Below are 17,327 nucleotides of genomic sequence, written 5' to 3'. Positions count from 1 at the left end.
CGGCGTCCGCCGCCGGACCGTCTGTCCCCGCGCTCTCCCGACGTGCTCCGGGTCAGCACGATGATCCTGTCGAAAGGTGATGTCAACAGCCGGTCACCGGGAGCCGCGGAGCCCGCGGGGTGGCCGACGCCGGAGGGCGGGTTCACCGGTGGACGGGTCGGGCAGGCCGCGGCCCACGACGGCGGACGCGGTACCCGGCCCGGACGCGCGACGGCGCGCCTGCCGGGTCGCGATGCGCCGCCACGCGCGGGACTCCGAGCCGTGGTGATCCCCGGCGAGCACACCGAGCGGTCCGGGGGCGAGACGGGCCACCGGCTGTCAGTCACCGGCCACCGGCCACCGGCTGTCGGCTGTCGGTGGAAGGCGAAGGCGGACCGCCGCTGCCGACCGCGGACCTCGCGGGCGCCGACCGGTGCGCGATGGGCTCGTCGACGGTCATGACCCGGGCGGGCGTCGGCGTCCCCGGCGGTCTGTCGCTGGTCGGCTACGACGACAGCCGCCTGTCCCGCATGACGCCGTCGGCCTGACCGCCGTCCGCCAGGACGCCGGTCCGATGGCCGAGCACGCTGTGCGGTTCGCCGCGGAGCGGCTGCGGGACGAGCAACACCGCCGCGGGAGGCGGTGCTGGACCCCGAGCCGGTCCGCTGGTGGGCTCAGCCCTCGGACCGGCTGATGTCGACCATCCAGGGGACGCCGAAGCGGTCCGCGCACATCCCGAACACGTCCCCCCACATCTGCTTCTCCAGCGGCACGGACACCGAGCCGCCGCTGGACAGTTTGTCCCAGTAGCCGCGCAGCGCGGACTCGTCCTCGCCGCTGACGCTCACGGCGAAGGTGTTGCCCGGTGAGTGCTTCATGCCCGGCGGCATGTCGGCGCCCATGAGGGTGAAGCCCTCGGTGGTCTTCAGCATGCCGTGCATGATCTTGTCGGCGTTCTCGGCGTTCTCGGCGCCCGGCCCGCCGAACTCGCCGTAGGTATGGAGGCTCAGCTCGCCGCCGAAGACGTCCTGGTAGAACTCCATCGCCTGCCGTGCGTCCCCGTCGAAACTCAGATACGGGTTGAGGGTCGAGGCCATACATACCTCCCGAAAGGGTGCAGAAGTTCGGCTGCGCGCAGCGTAACGCCGGGCACAGACAGCCGCGCGGCGACGCTGCCGGCGGCGGGCGCCCGAGACAGCCGCGCGGCGACGCTGTCGGCGGCGGGCACCCGATTCAGCGCCCCGCCTGCTGAATGCGTTCGGTTTCTTCTATTGGATTTCCGGCCGGACCGCGACCAGGCTGGTACGCGCTTTCCCCATGCCTTCCAAGGACCGCGGAACGACAGCCGGAAGAGGTCACGCGCACTATGCACACCCGCCGTATCGGTGACGTCGAGGTCAGCGCCATCGGACTGGGCGCCATGCCCATGTCGATCGAGGGGCGCCCGGACGAGGCCCGCTCCCTGGCCACCCTCCACGCCGCCCTGGACGCAGGCGTCACGCTGATCGACACAGCGGACGCCTACCACGTGGGTGCCGACGAGGTCGGCCACAACGAGACCCTGATCGCCAAGGCCCTCGCCTCCCACGAGCGGGGTGGCGACGTCCTGGTCGCCACCAAGGGCGGTCATCTGCGCCCCGGTGACGGCAGTTGGACGAGGGACGGCAGCCCCGCACATCTGAAGAGCGCGTGCGAGGCGTCCCTGCGCCGGCTCGGGGTGGAGGCCATCGGCCTGTACCAGTTCCACCGGCCCGACCCCCGTGTCCCGTACGCGGAGTCCGTCGGCGCCCTGCGCGAGCTGCTGGACGAGGGAAAGATCCGCATGGCCGGCATCTCCAACGCCGACCCGGAGCAGATCCGGCAGGCCGACGAGATCCTCGGCGGCCGGCTGGTCTCCGTACAGAACCAGTTCTCCCCGGCCTTCCGCTCCAGCGAGCCGGAGCTGCGCCTGTGCGACGAGCTCGGCATCGCGTTCCTGCCCTGGAGCCCCTTCGGCGGCATCTCCCGGGCCGGTGAACTCGCCGCCACCCACGCTCCGTTCGCGCGGATCGCCCGGGCGCACGGGGTGAGCGCGCACCAGGTGTGCCTCGCCTGGATGCTCGCCAAGTCGCCGGTCGTCGTACCGATCCCGGGAGCGAGCCGGCCGGAGTCGATCCGTGACTCGATCGGCGCGGCGGACCTCGTGCTGACGGCCGAGGACGTTGCGGAGCTGGACGCCGCCTGAGAGGGCCTGTCCGACCCTTCCCGTCTGCTCCGCGACGCCAGGCACGCACTCTCACCGCACCGGCCCCTGACCCACGTACCTCCAGGACGAGGGCCAGGGGCCGGCACGCCGAGAGCACGCACCCGACGCCGCGGAGCCGTCCCTCGGGCAACAGCGGGAACGGTCGGACAGGCCCAGGGCCGGCGCGGCCCGTCTCAGGCGGTGGACGCCGCCGACGAAACACCTCGCGTGCCTGGTGTACTCCGGGCACGCAAGGCGAGAAAGCGCTTACTGCACACGCCGGCTCACCGGGGAGGACCACCACTGATGGCGACGTCGCTGGAAAGACCGCTCGACCACCGTTACCGGGGCGAGCATCCGATCCGCACCCTCGCCTATCTCCTCCGGGCGGACCGCCGCCGGCTGGCCGGCGCCGTCGTCGTCTTCACCGTCAAGCACAGTCCCGTCTGGCTGCTGCCGCTGATCACCGCGTCCATCATCGACACCGTCGTGCAGCACCAGCCGATCTCCCGGCTCTGGACCAGCACCGGCGTCATCATGTTCATCCTGCTGGTCAACTATCCGCTGCACGTGCTGTACGTCCGTCTGCTGTACGGCAGCGTCCGCCGCATGGGCACGGCCCTGCGCTCCGCCCTGTGCACCCGCATGCAGCAGCTCTCCATCGGCTACCACTCCCGCGTCAGCGCCGGCGTGCTCCAGGCGAAGGTCGTCCGGGACGTGGAGACCGTGGAGCAGATGGTCCAGCAGACCGCGGAGATCGGGCTCGGCGCACTCACCGTGCTCACCGGCGGATTCGTCATCATCGCGATCCGCACCCCGGAGTTCCTTCCCGTCTTCCTGATCGTCGTGCCCGCCGCGGCCCTGCTCGTCGCCCGGCTCCGGGCCCGGCTGCGCACGCACAACGAGCACTTCCGCCACGAGGTGGAGGCGCTGTCCTCCCGGGTGACGGAGATGACGCGGCTCATTCCCGTCACCCGCGCCCACGGCCTGGAAGGCAAGGCGCTGCGCCGGATGGACGGCACCCTGAAGCGGCTGCTCACCTCCGGGATGCGCCTGGACCTGGTCAACGGCCGGTTCGGATCGCTGGCCTGGGTGGTCCTCAACGTGGTGGGGGTGCTGGTGCTGGCCGGCGCCGCGCTGATCTCGTACTACGACGTCTGGGGCGTCACCGCGGGCGACGTCGTGATGCTCAGCGCCTTCCTGACCACGCTCACCAACTCGACGACCACGCTGGCCGGTCTGGCCCCGGTCATCACCAAGGGTCTGGAGTCCGTCCGCTCGGTCGGCGAGGTCCTCCAGGCTCCCGAACTGGAGGACAACGAGGGCAAGGCGGAGCTCACCGCCCTGCGCGGCGCGATCGGTTTCGAGAACGTCGGCCTCGCGTACGAGAGCGACGGCCGTCCCGCCGTGCGCGACTTCACCCTCGATGTCGCTCCGGGGGAGACCATCGCTCTGGTGGGCGCCTCGGGGGCGGGCAAGTCCACGGTGCTCAACCTCGTCATCGGCTTCATCCGCCCGACCTCGGGCCGGCTGCTGCTCGACGGGACCGACATGAACAGCCTCGACCTGCGCACCTACCGGCGCTTCCTGTCGGTGGTGCCCCAGGAGTCGATCATGTTCGACGGCACCGTCCGGGAGAACGTCGCCTACGGCATGGACGACGCCGACGAGGAGACGGTGCGGGCCGCGCTGCGCGACGCCAACGCGCTGGAGTTCGTCGACCGGTTGCCCCAGGGCCTCGACACCCTCGTCGGGGAACGCGGCGCCCGGCTGTCCGGCGGGCAGCGGCAGCGCCTGGCCATCGCCCGCGCCCTGATCCGGGACCCCAAGGTGCTGGTCCTCGACGAGGCGACGTCGGCGCTGGACACCCGCTCGGAGGCCCTGGTGCAGGAGGCCCTGGCGCGGCTGCTGCGCGGGCGCACCACGTTCGTCGTGGCACACCGGCTGTCCACCGTGCGCGGCGCCGACCGGATCGTGGTGATGGCGGACGGCCGGATCCAGGAGATCGGCACCCACGAGGACCTGCTGCGCCGGGGCGGGGCGTACACGGCGCTGCACAGCGGCCAGGTCGCCTGACACTCCGGTCAGCGGGCGACAGTTTTCGGTCAATTTCGGTCAGGTGACTGAATGGGGTGAGTGCTTCCGCCTGGTTCGGGCATACGCAGCGAAAACCAGAGAGGGGCGCTTCGTGCTCGTAACCGACCCAAAGGTCGTCAGACAGCTGCTGACGCGGTACGCGACGCTGCAGATCGCTCAGGCGGAGCGACATTCGCCGGCGGCGGCGCGGGAACTCGAGGATGTCAGTCACCGGCTCTGCGTGATGATGGGCACGCCCGGCGTTCACGACGCCATCGCCCAGGCGGACGCCCTGCTCGTCGGGGCACGGCCCACCAACGGCCGGACCCCGGAGGCGGGCGGGGAGGGTGGCCTGCCCCTGGCTTCCTGACGCTGTCGTCGAGCGTCTGAGCCACCGGGCCGCCCCCTTCCGCTACGAGCCGCTCGTGGTGACGGCACGCCTCCCGTTGAACGTCGAGCGATAGGCGTACGGCGTGGTGCCCACCACCTTGCGGAACCGTTCACGGAACGCCGTGGGCGACCCGAAGCCGGACTGCTGGGCGATCCGTTCGACCGTGCAGTCGCTGTTCTCCAGCAGATACTGGGCGCGCCGCACCCGCGCGCGCAGCAGCCACTGCAGCGGCGTGGTGCCCGTCTGCTCCCGGAAACGGCGGCTGAAGGTGCGCTCGCTCATACCGGCGCGGGCGGCCATCGCCCCGAGCGTGACCTCGTGCGCCAGGTTGTCCTCGATCCAGTCCAGCAGGGGTTCCAGGGCCGAGCCACGGGGCACGGGCGGGTGCTCGTGCACGATGAACTGGGCCTGGCCGCCCTCCCGCTCCAGCGGCATGACCGACATCCGGGCGGCGTTCGCGGCCACGGCCGAGCCCAGGTCCCGGCGGATCATGTGCAGGCACATGTCCAGCGCGGCGGCGGCGCCGGCCGAGGTGAGGATCTGTCCGTTGTCGACATAGAGCACGTCGGGCTGCACCTCGACGCGCGGAAAGGCGCGGGCGAGCTGGTCGGCGGCCACCCAGTGCGTGGTGGCGCGCAGTCCGTCCAGCAGCCCGGCCTCGGCCAGCACGAAGGCGCCCACGCACACGGAGGCGATCCGGGTGCCCGCCCCGGCCGCCTGCCGCAGCGCCGCGAGCACGGCGGGCGACGGCGGCGGGGCGCCCTCGGCGCGGCCCGGGACGATGACCGTGTCGGCGTCCGCCAGCGCTTCCAGCCCGCGGTCGACCCGCAGGGTGAACCCGCCGTCCGCGACCACCTCCGGCCGTTCGGCGCACAGCCGGACCCGGTAGGGATGCCGGCCGTCGGGCAGCCGTGTCCAGTCGAAGACCTGCATGGGCGCCGCCATGTCGAACGGCACGACGGAATCGAGAACCAGGATCGCCACGGAGTGCATGACCGCCACGATAGGCGGGTTCCCGCCACGCCCCCGAACCGGGAAGACGGGGAGACGAGCCGCCGAAGCCGTGGTGGCGGGGCTGGCGGGAATCCGTTGGATCCTGTCGTTTCAGCCTCTGGGTGATCACCCGGCGAACATCTAGCGTGAGCCCGGCACCGCCGATCACACCATGGAAAGAGTCCCGGTGACCAAGCTCCTGCTGTCCCTCCACGTCCTGGCCGCCATCATCGCCGTCGGTCCCGTGACCGTCGCCGCCAGCATGTTCCCGCCGGCCGTGCGCCGCGCCACCCCGGCCGAGGGCGACGGGCCCGCCGCGACGGCCGTGACCACCGTCGCACTGCTCCACCGCATCTGCCGGGTCTACGCCCGCATAGGGATCGTCGTGCCCCTCTTCGGCCTCGCCACCGCCCTCGCGATGGGCGTCCTGGGCGACGGCTGGCTCGTCACCTCGATCGCCCTGACCGCCGCGGCCGCCGGCGTCCTCCTCGCCTTCGTGCTGCCCCGCCAGGACGAACTCATCGGGCAGCTGAACGAGCACCGGCCCGTCGACCGGCAGAGCACCGTACAACTCGCGATGTTCACCGGGGTGTTCAACCTGTTGTGGGCGACCGTCACGGTCCTGATGATCGTCCGCCCCGGCTCGACGACGGGGGCCTGACGGCCCACCCCCGCCCCGGCCCCGCTCCCTGTCACCGCTCTGGGCGGCAGATGCGCGGTGACCGTTCCGCATCACTCGTCCCGGGGAATTCCCACGTCACGGTGGACGGGCGCTTACACTCGGCAGTTGCGTCCCCGCACCGGGGCCGTCGAGCAGAAAGGCACGTTGTCGGGTGTTCCAGGATTCCCCCATCTACGACCGACTCATCGCGGAGTGCGGCGACGTGCCCGCGCAGGTTCGCCGCGAGGCCGAACGCGTGAGCAGGGAACTGGAGCTGGTCATGCGGCCTCTGCAGTCCCCCGGTTACGCCCCCGGCCTCGACCGGCCGCAGTCCCCGGGCAACGGCTGGCAGCGCGCCGCGATGCTGCCCGGACCGAGGACGCACTGACCCCGTGCGGTGACGGTCGCTCATCGCACCGTGCTGCTGGCCTCGTCGAGCTCCGCCGGTTCGTCGGGAATGGGGCGGGACAGCCACTCGGCGATGGTCCGGGCGATCGGCTGTCCCGTCTCCACCTCGACGAACCCGAACTGCCCCGACTGATTGCACTCCAGGAACCACCACGTCCCGTCGGCGTCCTCGGCGAAGTCGAAAGCGCCGTACGCCAGTTCGGCCCGACGTAGATACGCGAGGACGGCGTCGGCGGTGCGCGCCGGGACCTCCACCGGCTCCCAGGGCGAGCCGGGTGTGGCGAACCGCACATCCACCTCCTCCGGATCCGCGTCCGCGGCCGTCGCCTTGCGGGCCGCCAGCAACTGCTCGCCCACCACGGTGAGCCGGATGTCGGCCCGCTTGGCGATCCGCCGCTGGAGCAGCGTCGGCCCGAACGCGACCGCGGAGAAGTCCGTGTCCGGCGCCACCCGGCTGGTCGGCACGGCCCGGGGCGGATCCTGCGGATGCGCCCCCGACACCGGCTTGACCACCAGATCCGGGAAGCGCTCGGCGAACTCCCGCGCGGCGCGCGGAAACGTGGTGATCACCGTGGCGGGCACGGGCAGGCCGCAGCGCTGGGCCAGCCGCAGCTGCCACGGCTTGTGGCGGGCCTGCCGGGCCGCGTCCGGGTGGTTCATCCAGCGCGCGTCGCAGCCCCGCAGCATGCCGTAGAGCGCCTGCGAGGCCTCCTCGGTCAGCCACGCCGACGGCTGCGGCGCGCGGCCGGCCGGCGTGCCCGGCCGGCGCACCCACACGGACCGCAGCCCGCCGATGCTCACCAGCCGTCCTCCGGCGGAGAGATGGCCGCGGAAGCGGCCGTGGACGTACTCGCCGGACAGCGAGACGCCGTCGGTCAGATCGGCGGGATCGAGGCGAACCACCGGCACTCCGAAGCCGTTCAGATGGACCACCACCATGTCGGCGGTCACATCCTCCTCACTGGTGAGGATCAGCACGGTCATGGTCTACGGTCCGCGTTCAGTCGTCGAAGTGGGTCTTGGAGCCCGCAGTGGACGTCGTCGTCCCCACCTCACGCAACAGCGCGAGGTCGCAGGCCGCGATCCGTCCGTCGCCGAGTACGTTCAACTGCAGTCCGGAGTCATACGCGTACGGAGTGGCAACGGCCAACTCCACTGCCGGACGTGCGTAGTTGAGCGCGAACGGTTGCATCGTCTCTCCCTCGTCGGTGCTGCGCCGATCAGGCGACGGCCCACGGGGCGCCGTCGCGTGGTCCGCCGACTTCTTTTGGCTTCCAGAGACTTATACGAATCGAACGGGTGGTTGGTTTCCTCACGGAGCGTGATCATTGGCGGGTCGCCGAGCCGGCCGCCGCGGGGGCGCGCCGGGCGCCCCCGCCCCGAGGGAGCCACGCATGGTGCGCAGAGCGAGCAGAAGCACGCCGATGTCGTCCAGGTAGACCGGATCGGGCAGCAGGTCCGCCGGCAGCACCAGATAGAGGACCGCGCCCCAGAACACCCAGCGCGGCCCTGTGGGCAGCCCCGCCCGCCGCAACTGCCGCCGCGTGCGGACGAGGCGTACCAGGACGGCGACGGCGGCGGCCAGCAACGCGGCCGCGATGACCGCGGCGACGGTCAGTACCACAGGGGTCGTCTCCAACGGACCGCCCTCCTTCCGGTGACCCGTGCCGGGTCCTCGCGGCGACACAGCCGTCTCCGAGCGGATTCCCGCTCAGGACGCCGGTATGACGGCGGGGACCGGCCATGCGCGCCAGCGTCGAATGCCCCGCGGCGTGCGCGCGAAACCCCGAGTCCTCGCAGGTCATCCCGGTGGACCAGCCAAGTGGCAGCGAGCGGCGGGGGCGCCTAGAACTGGTCATCAGCCTTCCTCAGGGAGCCGACCATGACCACTTTCTCCGCGTCCTCTTCCTCGAACGAACCGGTCATACCCACCGAGGCGGCCGCGTCGGACCCGCCCTCCGCCACGACGGTCACCGCGACCGGCACCCACCGGCTGGACCCGGCACGCTCAGGGCCCCAGGTGGTGGACCGCGCCGCCCGCGCCGCCCGATCGGACCCGGTGGATCCAGTGGATCCAGTGGATCCAGTGGATCCAGTGGATCCCATGGGTCCGCCGGATCCCATGGGTCCGCCGGATCCCATGGGTCCGCCGGATCCCATGGGTCCGCCGGATCCCATGGGTCCGCCGGATCCCATGGGTCCGCCGGATCCCGGGGGTCCGCCGGCCCCGGCGCACGCCGACGCCGCGGTCACCGGGAAGCCGTACGGCGATCCGGTCAGCGACCTGGTGCACGTGGCCGTGTCGGACCGGCCCCTGGAGGAAGTCGTCGACCTCATCACCGCGCTGGAACGCTCGCCCGAGCACACGCGGGCCGTGGTCGACGCGCTGCGCGCCGCCGGGATCGACCGGTCCGTGGAGGACGTCACCCGCCTCGTCGCCCGGCTGACCCGGCCGCCGCGCGACGCCGGCAGCGCGGACGAGGCGATCCGCGCGGCAGCGGCACACCGCTCCGTCGAGGACGTCACCCGTCTGGTGGCGCTGCTGCACAGCGAGCCGCTGGCGCCCCACTGCCGCGAGGAGGCACTGCGGGCGGCCGCGACCGGCCGGTCCGTCGACGAACTGGTCGAACTGATCGACCGCCTGGCCGCCCACCGGCCACCCGAACGCCCCGCCCGGTCGGTGACGGGGGCCTCGTCCCGCCCAGGGGGCGAGGGCGACGAGAGGCCGGAGGCCGGGCGCCTGCCCGGCCGGCTGAGTCCCCCCGCCCGCGTGGCGGGCCGCCTTCGAACGCGACGCCCTCGCCCCGCCGGTTCGCCCGGCCGTGACACCCGGTGGCTCCGCAGCCCCGGCGCCGCCGCCCGCGACCGCACGCCCGAGCCGGTCGTCAGGCCGGTGATCTGGTCGGGCTGGCTCGCCGCCGTGGCCCTCGCGGTGTGCGCGGTGACTCACTTCCCCCTGCGAGGTGACGGTGCCCCACTGCGTCTGCACGCCCTCGCCGTCGGCCTGCCGGTGCTCTGCACGGTGCTGGCCCTGCTCCTGGTGGTCCGCCCCGGTGCGGCGGCACTCGTGGGAGCGGTCGTGGTCCCGGCGGTTCTCACGGCGGCGCACACCCACGGCGGTTCCTTCCCGTCGGCCGCCCTGTCCCGGGCGGTGGGCCTCGGCCTCGCACCCCCGTGGCTCGCCGTCCCGGCCGCCGCCGCGGCCGCACTGCTGGCGCTGGCGGCACTGGTGCTCTGGGTGGTATCCCCACTCCCCGGCGGCCGCTGGTCACCCTGGCCGGAACCGAAGGCCCACCGCGTGACGGAGTGACCACCGCGTGACGGAGTGACCACCGCGTGACGGAGTGACCGCTCCGGCCGACCGTGAGGCGACCGCACTCCGCTCGGACGCGGCGTCCCGTCCCGCACGGCCGGGGCAGGCGGCAGCCGCCCGGCGCCGGCGCTCAGGACGAGTCGGGGGCCCCGGGCGCGCCGTGCGGCGGAGTCAACTCTCCGCTCGGGACCGGGGTCACCACCCGTCGCGTGGCGCGGTCGCCGCCCGACCGCACCGGCCGAGCGGCTTTCCGGGCCGACGCCCGGGACCGGATCCGCACACCCCGGACAGCTGCGCCGCTGCCCGGTGCGGCGCGTCTGCGCCCGCGAGGCAGGGGGAGTGGGGAGCAGGGGCCGGGCCCCGGCCCCTGCCCGGTGCGACGCACTCCGAACGGTCCCAGGAGCCTTTCCGACCGCTCCCGCCCGCCCCGTACGCCTGGAACGCGGACCGCCCACGCGACTCCGCCGCCACGAGGCGCTCCGGCGCCTTGTGGCCGCGCGCTCCCCCAAGTCCCGGCTCCGCTCGACCAGGGAGAGCCCATGACACCGCGGGGCCCGTCCTTCGGGCGGCCGGCGCGGATGGCCGGACAGGCCCTAGCGGTCGGACGTCGTCGACTGTGGTTCCGGGGCCGGTTGTTCGTCCCCCTGGGCCGAGGGGCGGCGGGTCCTGGTGTTGCCGGTCTTGAGGCGTTCCAGGGTGCGGGTCAGGTGCTGGAGGGGTGAGGGGGCGGAGGACGTCCGGGGCGGGGGCGGCTGCGCGGGGCCCGGGGCATCGGGCGCGTCCCGGAACGCGGCCAGTGCCTCGTGGGCGCGTTCGGCCGCCTCGCGGTACAGGTCGCGCGACTTCGTCATGGCATCGAGGGCCTCGGCGTACATGGCCACCAGCGCCCGCTCGCGGGCGAGTTCCTCCTCGAGTGTCAGCAGGCGCCAGTCCTCCCGGAGGGCGGTCAGGGCGTCCTGCGCGCCGTCCGGCAGCGCGCGCGGCAGAGCGTCGAACCGGGTCACCGCGTCGACGAGCTCGCCCGGCTCCGTGCCGTCGAGGAACACCGCCCGCACGGCGAAGGCCTCGGCGTCGTAACCCTCGCGGGCCGGGTCGCCGGGCAGCACCACCGCACCGCCTCGCGGGACCTCCACACCGAACTCCCGCAGTGCCCAGTTCGCCACCCGCGACTGCTGCGGCGTGGCCCGGTGCTCCACGACACGGTGCCGCAGCGCCGGCGGCAGCCAGCGAGCGAGCGGCACCCGGCCGCGTGCGTCCGTGGTCATGGCCTCATGGACGACGACGTGGATGTGCCACGCGTCGCGCGCGCAGTCCCGCAGCAGCCGTCGTACGGCCTTGTCGTCCTCGGGAAGCGGATTGATCTCCCCCAGCCGCAGTCCCGTCGCCGCGTCGTGGTACCACTCGGCGTCCGGATCCTGCGGCCAGAACATCTCGGCGGGGGAGGGCCAGGAGCGGTCCCAGGGCTGCTCCGCCTCCGCGACCAGCATCCAGTCCCGGCCCTTGTCCGTGCCGGGCGCGAGAGTCAGCCGGGCGCGCACGGTGACCTCACCGGCGACCCGGAGCCTGGCTTCGAACACCAGGTCGTGCGCGGTCCCGGATGCGGGGAGTTCGAGGAAATCGTCGATGGCCCGGCTGTCCTTGAGCCGGCGCAGGCTGCGCCGGAGCACCTGGTCGGCCGCGGTCGCCGGATGGCGGCCGCGGGTGAGCCAGACCGTGGGAGGGACTGCGGGGCGGACTGCGGAGGAGGTCGGCATGGGTCCAGTGGTGAGCGGGGGCACGTGCTGCTGCCAGTATCGTCGCCGTCGGCCGGCGACTTGAGGCGGGGGGTTCCGTCGGGCGGCTGCCCCGCCCGCGCCTACCCGCCCCGTACGGCCCCCATGCGGCCGCGAGCAGGCGGCGTGTCGCGCGCGGGGTGTGCGCGGCGCACACGCGGTGACGGCCGTTCACCCGTGGTCCCGGCGGTACGGACTCACCACAATGGGCCCCGCGAGCAGGGTCGGCCCACCATCCGCACCGGGGCCGGCCCTGCCCGCACCCGGTCGCACACCAAGGCCCTGGCCCTTCGGCCGTGCGGCAGAAGCGCGGACCCTATCAGCGGTGAACCATCCCTGCCGCATATTCCACCGGAAAACGCCAATGCCCTCACCTCGATCGAGCACACACCGTAGCGTCGACGTCACGTTCGCGGTACAGCCGTGCGAAATGGGGGATCCGGCGTGCCCGGAATCGACGAGAGCCTGCTGGAAGCCATGCGCCTGCCGGGGGCGCGCGGCGCCCTGGTGGCCGACTGGATCAGCGGGCTCGCCCTGGGCGCGGTGGGTGAGACACCGGGCGGTGACGCGGAGGCCGCGGCCGCGGAGACCGCCGAACTCGCCCGCCTGGCCATGGAGAGCGGCACGCTCGCACCGGCCGACGGGGGCGGAGCCGGGTCCGGCAAGGAACAACCACCCGTCCAGGACCTGATCCTCACCACCGCGGACGCGTATCACCTGCTGCGGTTCGTCGTCACGGCCTTCGACAGCACGGTGTTCCTGTACCTGTGGCTCGACCGCGCCGACGGCAACCTCGCCCTGGCCCGTATCCGGCTGGCCGAGATGGCGGACCGGCTGGTGCTCGGATGACCACGGCGGCGTCCACGGACGCAACCGCTCCGGAACGGCTCGGCACCCTCGCGGCCGACCACGCCACCGGGGCACTCTCCACGGAGTCGGGGATCTTCTACCTCTCGGCGGGACGCGTCATCCATGTCGAATCCCCGTACAGCCCCGACCTCGGCGACCTGCTCACCCGCAGCGGCGCCGTCGCCCCGGCCGGCTGGTGGGAGGCGGTCGAGCGGGCCGGGGCCGGCCACCGTGTCGGCCGCCACCTGGTGGACAGCGGGCGGCTGACCGCCGGGGCGCTGGAGCTGTGCCATCTCGGCGCGCTCTTCGACGCCGCGTACTGCGCGCTCGCCCACGACGGCGCCACGCTCCGCTTCCGCCCCGGAGCCGCCCACTGGCTCGGCGCGGTCCGCCCCGTACCGGTGGCGACGGTGCTGCGCGAGTCGTGGCGCCGCCGTGACCTGCTGCACCGCATCTGGCCCGATCCGGCCGTCGACACCGCCCCGCTCGCCCGTCTGCCCGGCGCCGATCCCGCCGAGCTGCCGCCCCGCCGCGCACGCACCCTCGCCCTGGTCGACGGCGTCCGCACCGCCGCACAGATCGCCTCGGCCCTCGCCCACCGCACCTTCCACACCCTCGTCGAACTGCGCCGCCTGGCCGCCGACGGAATGATCACGCCCGCGCCACCCCTGCCCGCCGCACCCGTCGTCCCCGTCCCCGGGGCGGGCGGCGCGGCATGGGACGAGCCCGACACAGCGCTGTTGAGACGGCTCCTGGGCGCCCTGGAGGCTCTGTGATCCGCGCGCGCCGGCAGCGAGCCGAAAGGAGACTGCTCATGGCCGTCGAGACCGACGTGCTGGACGAACTGCGTCGGCTCCGCAGCCGCGTACCCCGGCTCGCGGGCTCCCTCGCGGCGACCGTCGACGGCCTCGTCCTGGCCCACGACGTGCCGGACACCGAACCGGAGGGGCTGGCCGCGCTCACCGCCGCCTCGCTGGGCGTCGCGCACCGCATGACGGACGCCGCCGCCCGGGGCGAGTTCCGCGAACTTCTGGTCCGCGGCAGCCAGGGCTATGTCGCGACGTACGCCGCCGGCACCACCGTCGTCCTCACCCTCCTCGCCGACGACCGGGTCAACGTGGGCCGGCTGCATCTGGAGGGCCGCCGCAGCGGCGCCCGGATCGCGGAGCTGGTGGACACCCACATCGGCCCGGGCGGCGGCCGGCACGCCGAGCGGCTCGCGAGGGGGGACCACCCCGCGCCCGCCGAGGACCCGGACCGGCGCATCGGCACCCTCCCCGTGCGGACCCCGCAGCGGCCCACGCACCGGCCCCGGCCCGGCGGCTGACCCCCGGCTTTTCCCCACGGCCGGGCGCCTGCGCACGACCCGGCGGCCGGCCCGAACCACCCATCCCGACGGAAAGGACGGCTTCCCCATGACAGCCATACCCAGAGCCCCCGGGCCCTCCGATTTTACGAATGACCAGAGCAACCACCCTTGAAAGGTAGGACACCTCCCATGGCGAACACCGAGACCTCGCTCAAGGAATGCCTCGGCTCCATCGACGGCGCGACGGCCGCCGCACTCGTCGACTACACCAGCGGTATGGCACTCGGCACGCTGGGCGGCGGCAAGGACTTCAACCTGGAGGTCGCCGCCGCCGGCAACACCGACGTCGTACGGTCCAAACTGCGCACGATGGAACACCTGGGCCTGAACGAGGAGATCGAGGACATCCTGATCACCCTGAACAGCCAGTACCACCTGATCCGCCTGCTCAAGGGGCGTGGCGGGAACGGCCTCTTCCTGTACCTGGTGCTCGACGCGGGCCGGGCCAACCTCGCCATGGCGCGGCACCAGTTGCGCCGTATCGAGTCCGAGCTGGAGGTCTGAGCCGGCCCCCGACCGGAACCGGCGCCGCCCGGGCCCTCCGCGCCGCACGTCGCGCGAAGGGCCCCCGGCGCCGGTCCCCGCCGACCTCCCCGACCTCCCCGACCTCGCCGCGACGGGCCGTGCCACCTGGCCGAACGTGCGGGGCGGCGGACGCCCGCGCCGGTGTGTGTCCCGCACCCGTCGGGGGTACCCGTGAGCGACGCCCGGCCGTGGTGGCCGTCCGGCCCACGACCGGTGTGGGTCTCACCGTCGGTGGCGCCCGAGGGACGGACCGCCGCGGTACGGCGTCGACGTCGTCGTACGGACGTCCGAGGACGCGCCACGGCCGTCGGCGGGAGGAGCGTCGAAGTGACGGGCTGGACCTGGGAGCACGAGGGGTACGACCCCGCCGACGCGCGCCTGAGGGAATCCCTGTGCACCCTGGGCAACGGCTACTTCGCCACCCGGGGCGCGCTGCCGGAGTGCTCCGCGGACGAGGTGCACTACCCCGGCACATACGCGGCCGGCTGCTACAACCGGCTCATCTCCGAGGTGGCCGGACGGCAGGTCGAGAACGAGGACATGGTCAACCTGCCGAACTGGCTGCCGCTGCGCTTCCGCCTGCCGGACGAACCCTGGCTGTCCCCCGACACCGCGACCGTCCTCGACCACGGCGAGACCCTCCACCTGTCCTCCGGGCTGCTGGAACGCGGAACGCGCTACGGGCTAGGCGGGGGACGGGCGCTCCTCGTCCGCCAGCACCGGTTCGTGCACATGGCCGACCCCCATCTGGCGGGCCTGCGCACCGAGTTCACCGCCCAGGGCTTCTCGGGCACCCTGGAGATCGAGGCGGCGCTCGACGGCGGCGTCACCAACGCCGGGGTGCCGCGCTACCGCGATCTGGACGGCCGCCATCTCACCCATGTGCTCACCGGCACGTCCGCCGCGGACACGGTGTGGCTGCGCTGCCGCACCCGCACCTCGGACGTCCGGGTCGCCCTCGCCGCCCGGCTGACGGCGCCCACACCCCTCAGGAACCGGCACGACCGCCCGCGTGCCCTCCAGACGACCCGCCTGGAACTGGCCGCCGGCCGCCCCGTCACCGTCGACAAGGTCGTCGCCCTGCACACCTCACGCGACCCCGCGATCAGTGACCCGCTGCACGCAGCCGTCGACCGGGTGGGCCGGGCGGGAGCCTTCGACGCGCTGCTCCAGCCGCATCTGACGGCCTGGGACCAACTGTGGCGCCGCGCCGAACTGGACGTGCCCGGCGAGGCGGGCCGCATCCTGCGGCTGCACCTCTTCCACGTCCTGCAGACCCTCTCGCCGCACACCGCGGACCTGGACGTGGGGGTCCCGGCCCGTGGACTGCACGGCGAGTCCTACCGCGGGCACGTCTTCTGGGACGAGCTGTTCGTCCTGCCGTACCTCAACCTGCACTTCCCCGAGGTCTCCCGCGCCCTGCTGTACTACCGGCACCGGCGCCTGGAACGCGCCCGCACCGCCGCACGGGACGCGGGGCACACAGGCGCGATGTATCCCTGGCAGAGCGGCAGCGACGGCCGGGAGGAGACCCAGAAGCTGCATCTCAATCCCCTCTCCGGCCGCTGGCTGCCCGACCGCTCGCATCTGCAGCACCACGTCGGATCGGCGATCGCGTACAACGTGTGGCAGTACTGCGAGGCCAGCGGCGACGAAGAGTTCCTGCAGACCAAGGGCGCCGAGATGCTGCTGCAGATCTCCCGCTTCTGGGCCGACTCGGCCACCTACGACGAGCGTCTGGGCCGGCACCGCATCAAGGGCGTGGTCGGTCCCGACGAGTACCACGACGCCTACCCGGACGCCGCCGAGCCGGGCCTCGACGACAACGCCTACACCAACGTCACGGCCGCCTGGGTGCTCAGCCGCACCCTGGACGTGCTGCGCGGCCTGACCGAGCCGCGCCGCCGGGAACTCGCCGAGCGGACCGGACTGGACGCCGGCGAACTCGACGAGTGGGACCACATCTCCCGCACCCTCCACGTCCCCTTCCACCACGGCGTCATCAGCCAGTTCGAGGGCTACGGCGAACTCGCCGAACTCGACTGGCGCGGCTACCGGCGCCGGTACGGCGACATCCGGCGCCTGGACCGGATCCTGGAGGCCGAGGGGGACACCGTCAACCGCTACCAGGCCTCCAAGCAGGCCGACGTCCTGATGCTCGGCTACCTCTTCTCACCCGCCGAACTCCAGGGACTCTTCCACCGGCTGGGCCTGGACCTGGACGGACGGACCTGGCGGCGCACGGTGGACCACTACCTGCACCGCACCAGCCACGGATCCACCCTCAGCGGACTGGTCCACGGCCGGGTCCTGGCCCGGGCCCGGCGCGCGGACGCCTGGAAGTTCTGCCAGGAGGCCCTCCAGGCGGACATCGCCGACATCCAGGGCGGCACCACCGGTGAGGGCATCCACCTCGGTGCCATGGCCGGCACCCTCGATCTGGTCCAGCGCGGACTGACCGGACTGGAGACCCGCGGCGGAGCCCTGTGGCTCGACCCCGTGCCCCTGCCGGAACTGTCCTCCTACGGCTTCACCCTGCGCTACCACGGCCACTGGGGCGTGCGGCTGCGGCTGGAACGCGGCCTGCTGGAGGTCACCGTGCCCTCGTCCGGCCGGTCCCCGATCGAGGTGCACCTCCCGGACCGGAGCGTCCGCCTCCAGCCGGGCGAGACGGACCGGCTGGTCCTACCGGACTGACCGTCCGCCGGCCGCGGGACGTGTGGCGCCGGCTCACGCGCGGAACGCGAAGAGCGCCCGTCGGCCCGGT

At 73.2% G+C, this 17,327-nt stretch carries 18 protein-coding genes and 1 pseudogene; 12 read left to right on the top strand and 7 right to left on the bottom strand.

The window, feature by feature from the left end; translation table 11 throughout:
* Positions 1-177: 177 nt before the first annotated feature.
* Positions 178-642, top strand: a pseudogene (locus tag IE178_RS36895) (substrate-binding domain-containing protein); the annotation flags it as partial.
* Between the two features lie 11 nt (positions 643-653).
* Here the strand turns inward: IE178_RS36895 and IE178_RS07725 are convergent.
* The gene (locus IE178_RS07725) at positions 654-1,076 is read right to left on the bottom strand and encodes a VOC family protein (protein WP_184762734.1); all 423 of its coding nucleotides are present in this window, start codon (positions 1,074-1,076) and stop codon (positions 654-656) included.
* A 269-nt stretch (positions 1,077-1,345) separates the two neighbouring features.
* Here IE178_RS07725 and IE178_RS07720 point away from each other — a divergent pair, with 269 nt between their 5' ends.
* The 3 genes from IE178_RS07720 (at position 1,346) to IE178_RS07710 (ending at position 4,649) form a co-directional block, all read left to right on the top strand.
* A complete protein-coding gene (locus tag IE178_RS07720) occupies positions 1,346-2,203 on the top strand; it encodes an aldo/keto reductase (protein WP_184762735.1) in 858 nt (285 codons plus the stop codon).
* A gap of 306 nt (positions 2,204-2,509) precedes the next feature.
* Positions 2,510-4,279: an ABC transporter ATP-binding protein gene (locus IE178_RS07715; protein WP_193511715.1), complete on the top strand. Its 1,770-nt coding sequence runs from the start codon at positions 2,510-2,512 to the stop codon at positions 4,277-4,279.
* A 112-nt stretch (positions 4,280-4,391) separates the two neighbouring features.
* Positions 4,392-4,649 carry a DUF5133 domain-containing protein gene (locus IE178_RS07710; RefSeq protein WP_193511714.1) on the top strand — a complete coding sequence of 86 codons (258 nt, stop codon included), beginning with the start codon at positions 4,392-4,394 and terminating at the stop codon, positions 4,647-4,649.
* 42 nt (positions 4,650-4,691) lie between these two features.
* Here IE178_RS07710 and IE178_RS07705 read toward each other — a convergent pair whose 3' ends face one another.
* Positions 4,692-5,663 (bottom strand): GlxA family transcriptional regulator, encoded by a 972-nt coding sequence (locus IE178_RS07705; protein WP_193511713.1) that lies wholly within the window; start codon positions 5,661-5,663, stop codon positions 4,692-4,694.
* Positions 5,664-5,850: 187 nt separating this feature from the next.
* Between IE178_RS07705 and IE178_RS07700 the strand changes: the two genes are divergently transcribed.
* Together IE178_RS07700 and IE178_RS07695 are read left to right on the top strand one after the other, a co-directional pair.
* On the top strand, positions 5,851-6,324 hold the full coding sequence (locus tag IE178_RS07700) for a hypothetical protein (protein ID WP_193511712.1): 474 nt from the start codon (positions 5,851-5,853) through the stop codon (positions 6,322-6,324).
* A gap of 172 nt (positions 6,325-6,496) precedes the next feature.
* Positions 6,497-6,712, top strand: a complete 216-nt coding sequence (locus tag IE178_RS07695; protein ID WP_184762740.1) for a hypothetical protein — start codon at positions 6,497-6,499, stop codon at positions 6,710-6,712.
* 20 nt (positions 6,713-6,732) lie between these two features.
* Here the strand turns inward: IE178_RS07695 and tgmB are convergent, their stop codons facing one another.
* From tgmB to IE178_RS35765, 4 genes are all read right to left on the bottom strand, one after another.
* Positions 6,733-7,716: an ATP-grasp ribosomal peptide maturase gene (tgmB, locus tag IE178_RS07690; protein ID WP_193511711.1), complete on the bottom strand. Its 984-nt coding sequence runs from the start codon at positions 7,714-7,716 to the stop codon at positions 6,733-6,735.
* Between the two features lie 16 nt (positions 7,717-7,732).
* On the bottom strand, positions 7,733-7,924 hold the full coding sequence (gene tgmA, locus IE178_RS07685; protein ID WP_184762742.1) for a putative ATP-grasp-modified RiPP: 192 nt from the start codon (positions 7,922-7,924) through the stop codon (positions 7,733-7,735).
* A gap of 120 nt (positions 7,925-8,044) precedes the next feature.
* The gene (locus IE178_RS07680) at positions 8,045-8,371 is read right to left on the bottom strand and encodes a YkvA family protein (protein WP_184762743.1); all 327 of its coding nucleotides are present in this window, start codon (positions 8,369-8,371) and stop codon (positions 8,045-8,047) included.
* A 206-nt stretch (positions 8,372-8,577) separates the two neighbouring features.
* The gene (locus IE178_RS35765; RefSeq protein ID WP_318279897.1) at positions 8,578-8,706 is read right to left on the bottom strand and encodes a hypothetical protein; all 129 of its coding nucleotides are present in this window, start codon (positions 8,704-8,706) and stop codon (positions 8,578-8,580) included.
* Positions 8,707-8,926: 220 nt separating this feature from the next.
* Here IE178_RS35765 and IE178_RS07675 point away from each other — a divergent pair, with 220 nt between their 5' ends.
* Positions 8,927-10,042 (top strand): hypothetical protein, encoded by a 1,116-nt coding sequence (locus IE178_RS07675; protein ID WP_193511710.1) that lies wholly within the window; start codon positions 8,927-8,929, stop codon positions 10,040-10,042.
* A 596-nt stretch (positions 10,043-10,638) separates the two neighbouring features.
* Here the strand turns inward: IE178_RS07675 and IE178_RS07670 are convergent.
* Complete coding sequence (locus IE178_RS07670; RefSeq protein ID WP_193511709.1) at positions 10,639-11,799, bottom strand: hypothetical protein; 1,161 nt, start codon at positions 11,797-11,799, stop codon at positions 10,639-10,641.
* A 462-nt stretch (positions 11,800-12,261) separates the two neighbouring features.
* Here IE178_RS07670 and IE178_RS07665 point away from each other — a divergent pair, with 462 nt between their 5' ends.
* The 5 genes from IE178_RS07665 (at position 12,262) to IE178_RS07645 (ending at position 17,257) form a co-directional block, all read left to right on the top strand.
* Complete coding sequence (locus IE178_RS07665; RefSeq protein WP_184762746.1) at positions 12,262-12,666, top strand: hypothetical protein; 405 nt, start codon at positions 12,262-12,264, stop codon at positions 12,664-12,666.
* Positions 12,663-13,442, top strand: coding sequence for a hypothetical protein (locus IE178_RS07660; RefSeq protein WP_193511708.1), 780 nt, complete (start codon positions 12,663-12,665; stop codon positions 13,440-13,442). The genes IE178_RS07665 and IE178_RS07660 overlap by 4 nt, the downstream gene beginning before the upstream one ends.
* 38 nt (positions 13,443-13,480) lie before the next feature.
* Positions 13,481-13,993: a roadblock/LC7 domain-containing protein gene (locus IE178_RS07655; protein WP_193511707.1), complete on the top strand. Its 513-nt coding sequence runs from the start codon at positions 13,481-13,483 to the stop codon at positions 13,991-13,993.
* A gap of 171 nt (positions 13,994-14,164) precedes the next feature.
* Positions 14,165-14,539: a roadblock/LC7 domain-containing protein gene (locus tag IE178_RS07650; protein WP_184762749.1), complete on the top strand. Its 375-nt coding sequence runs from the start codon at positions 14,165-14,167 to the stop codon at positions 14,537-14,539.
* Positions 14,540-14,887: 348 nt separating this feature from the next.
* Positions 14,888-17,257: a glycoside hydrolase family 65 protein gene (locus tag IE178_RS07645; protein ID WP_193511706.1), complete on the top strand. Its 2,370-nt coding sequence runs from the start codon at positions 14,888-14,890 to the stop codon at positions 17,255-17,257.
* Positions 17,258-17,327: the final 70 nt, after the last annotated feature.

Source organism: Streptomyces griseoloalbus (assembly GCA_014650015.1).
GTDB lineage: Bacteria > Actinomycetota > Actinomycetes > Streptomycetales > Streptomycetaceae > Streptomyces > Streptomyces griseoloalbus.
Note: the sequence above shows the minus strand (reverse complement) of the source record. Positions and strands in the feature narration are given on the sequence as shown.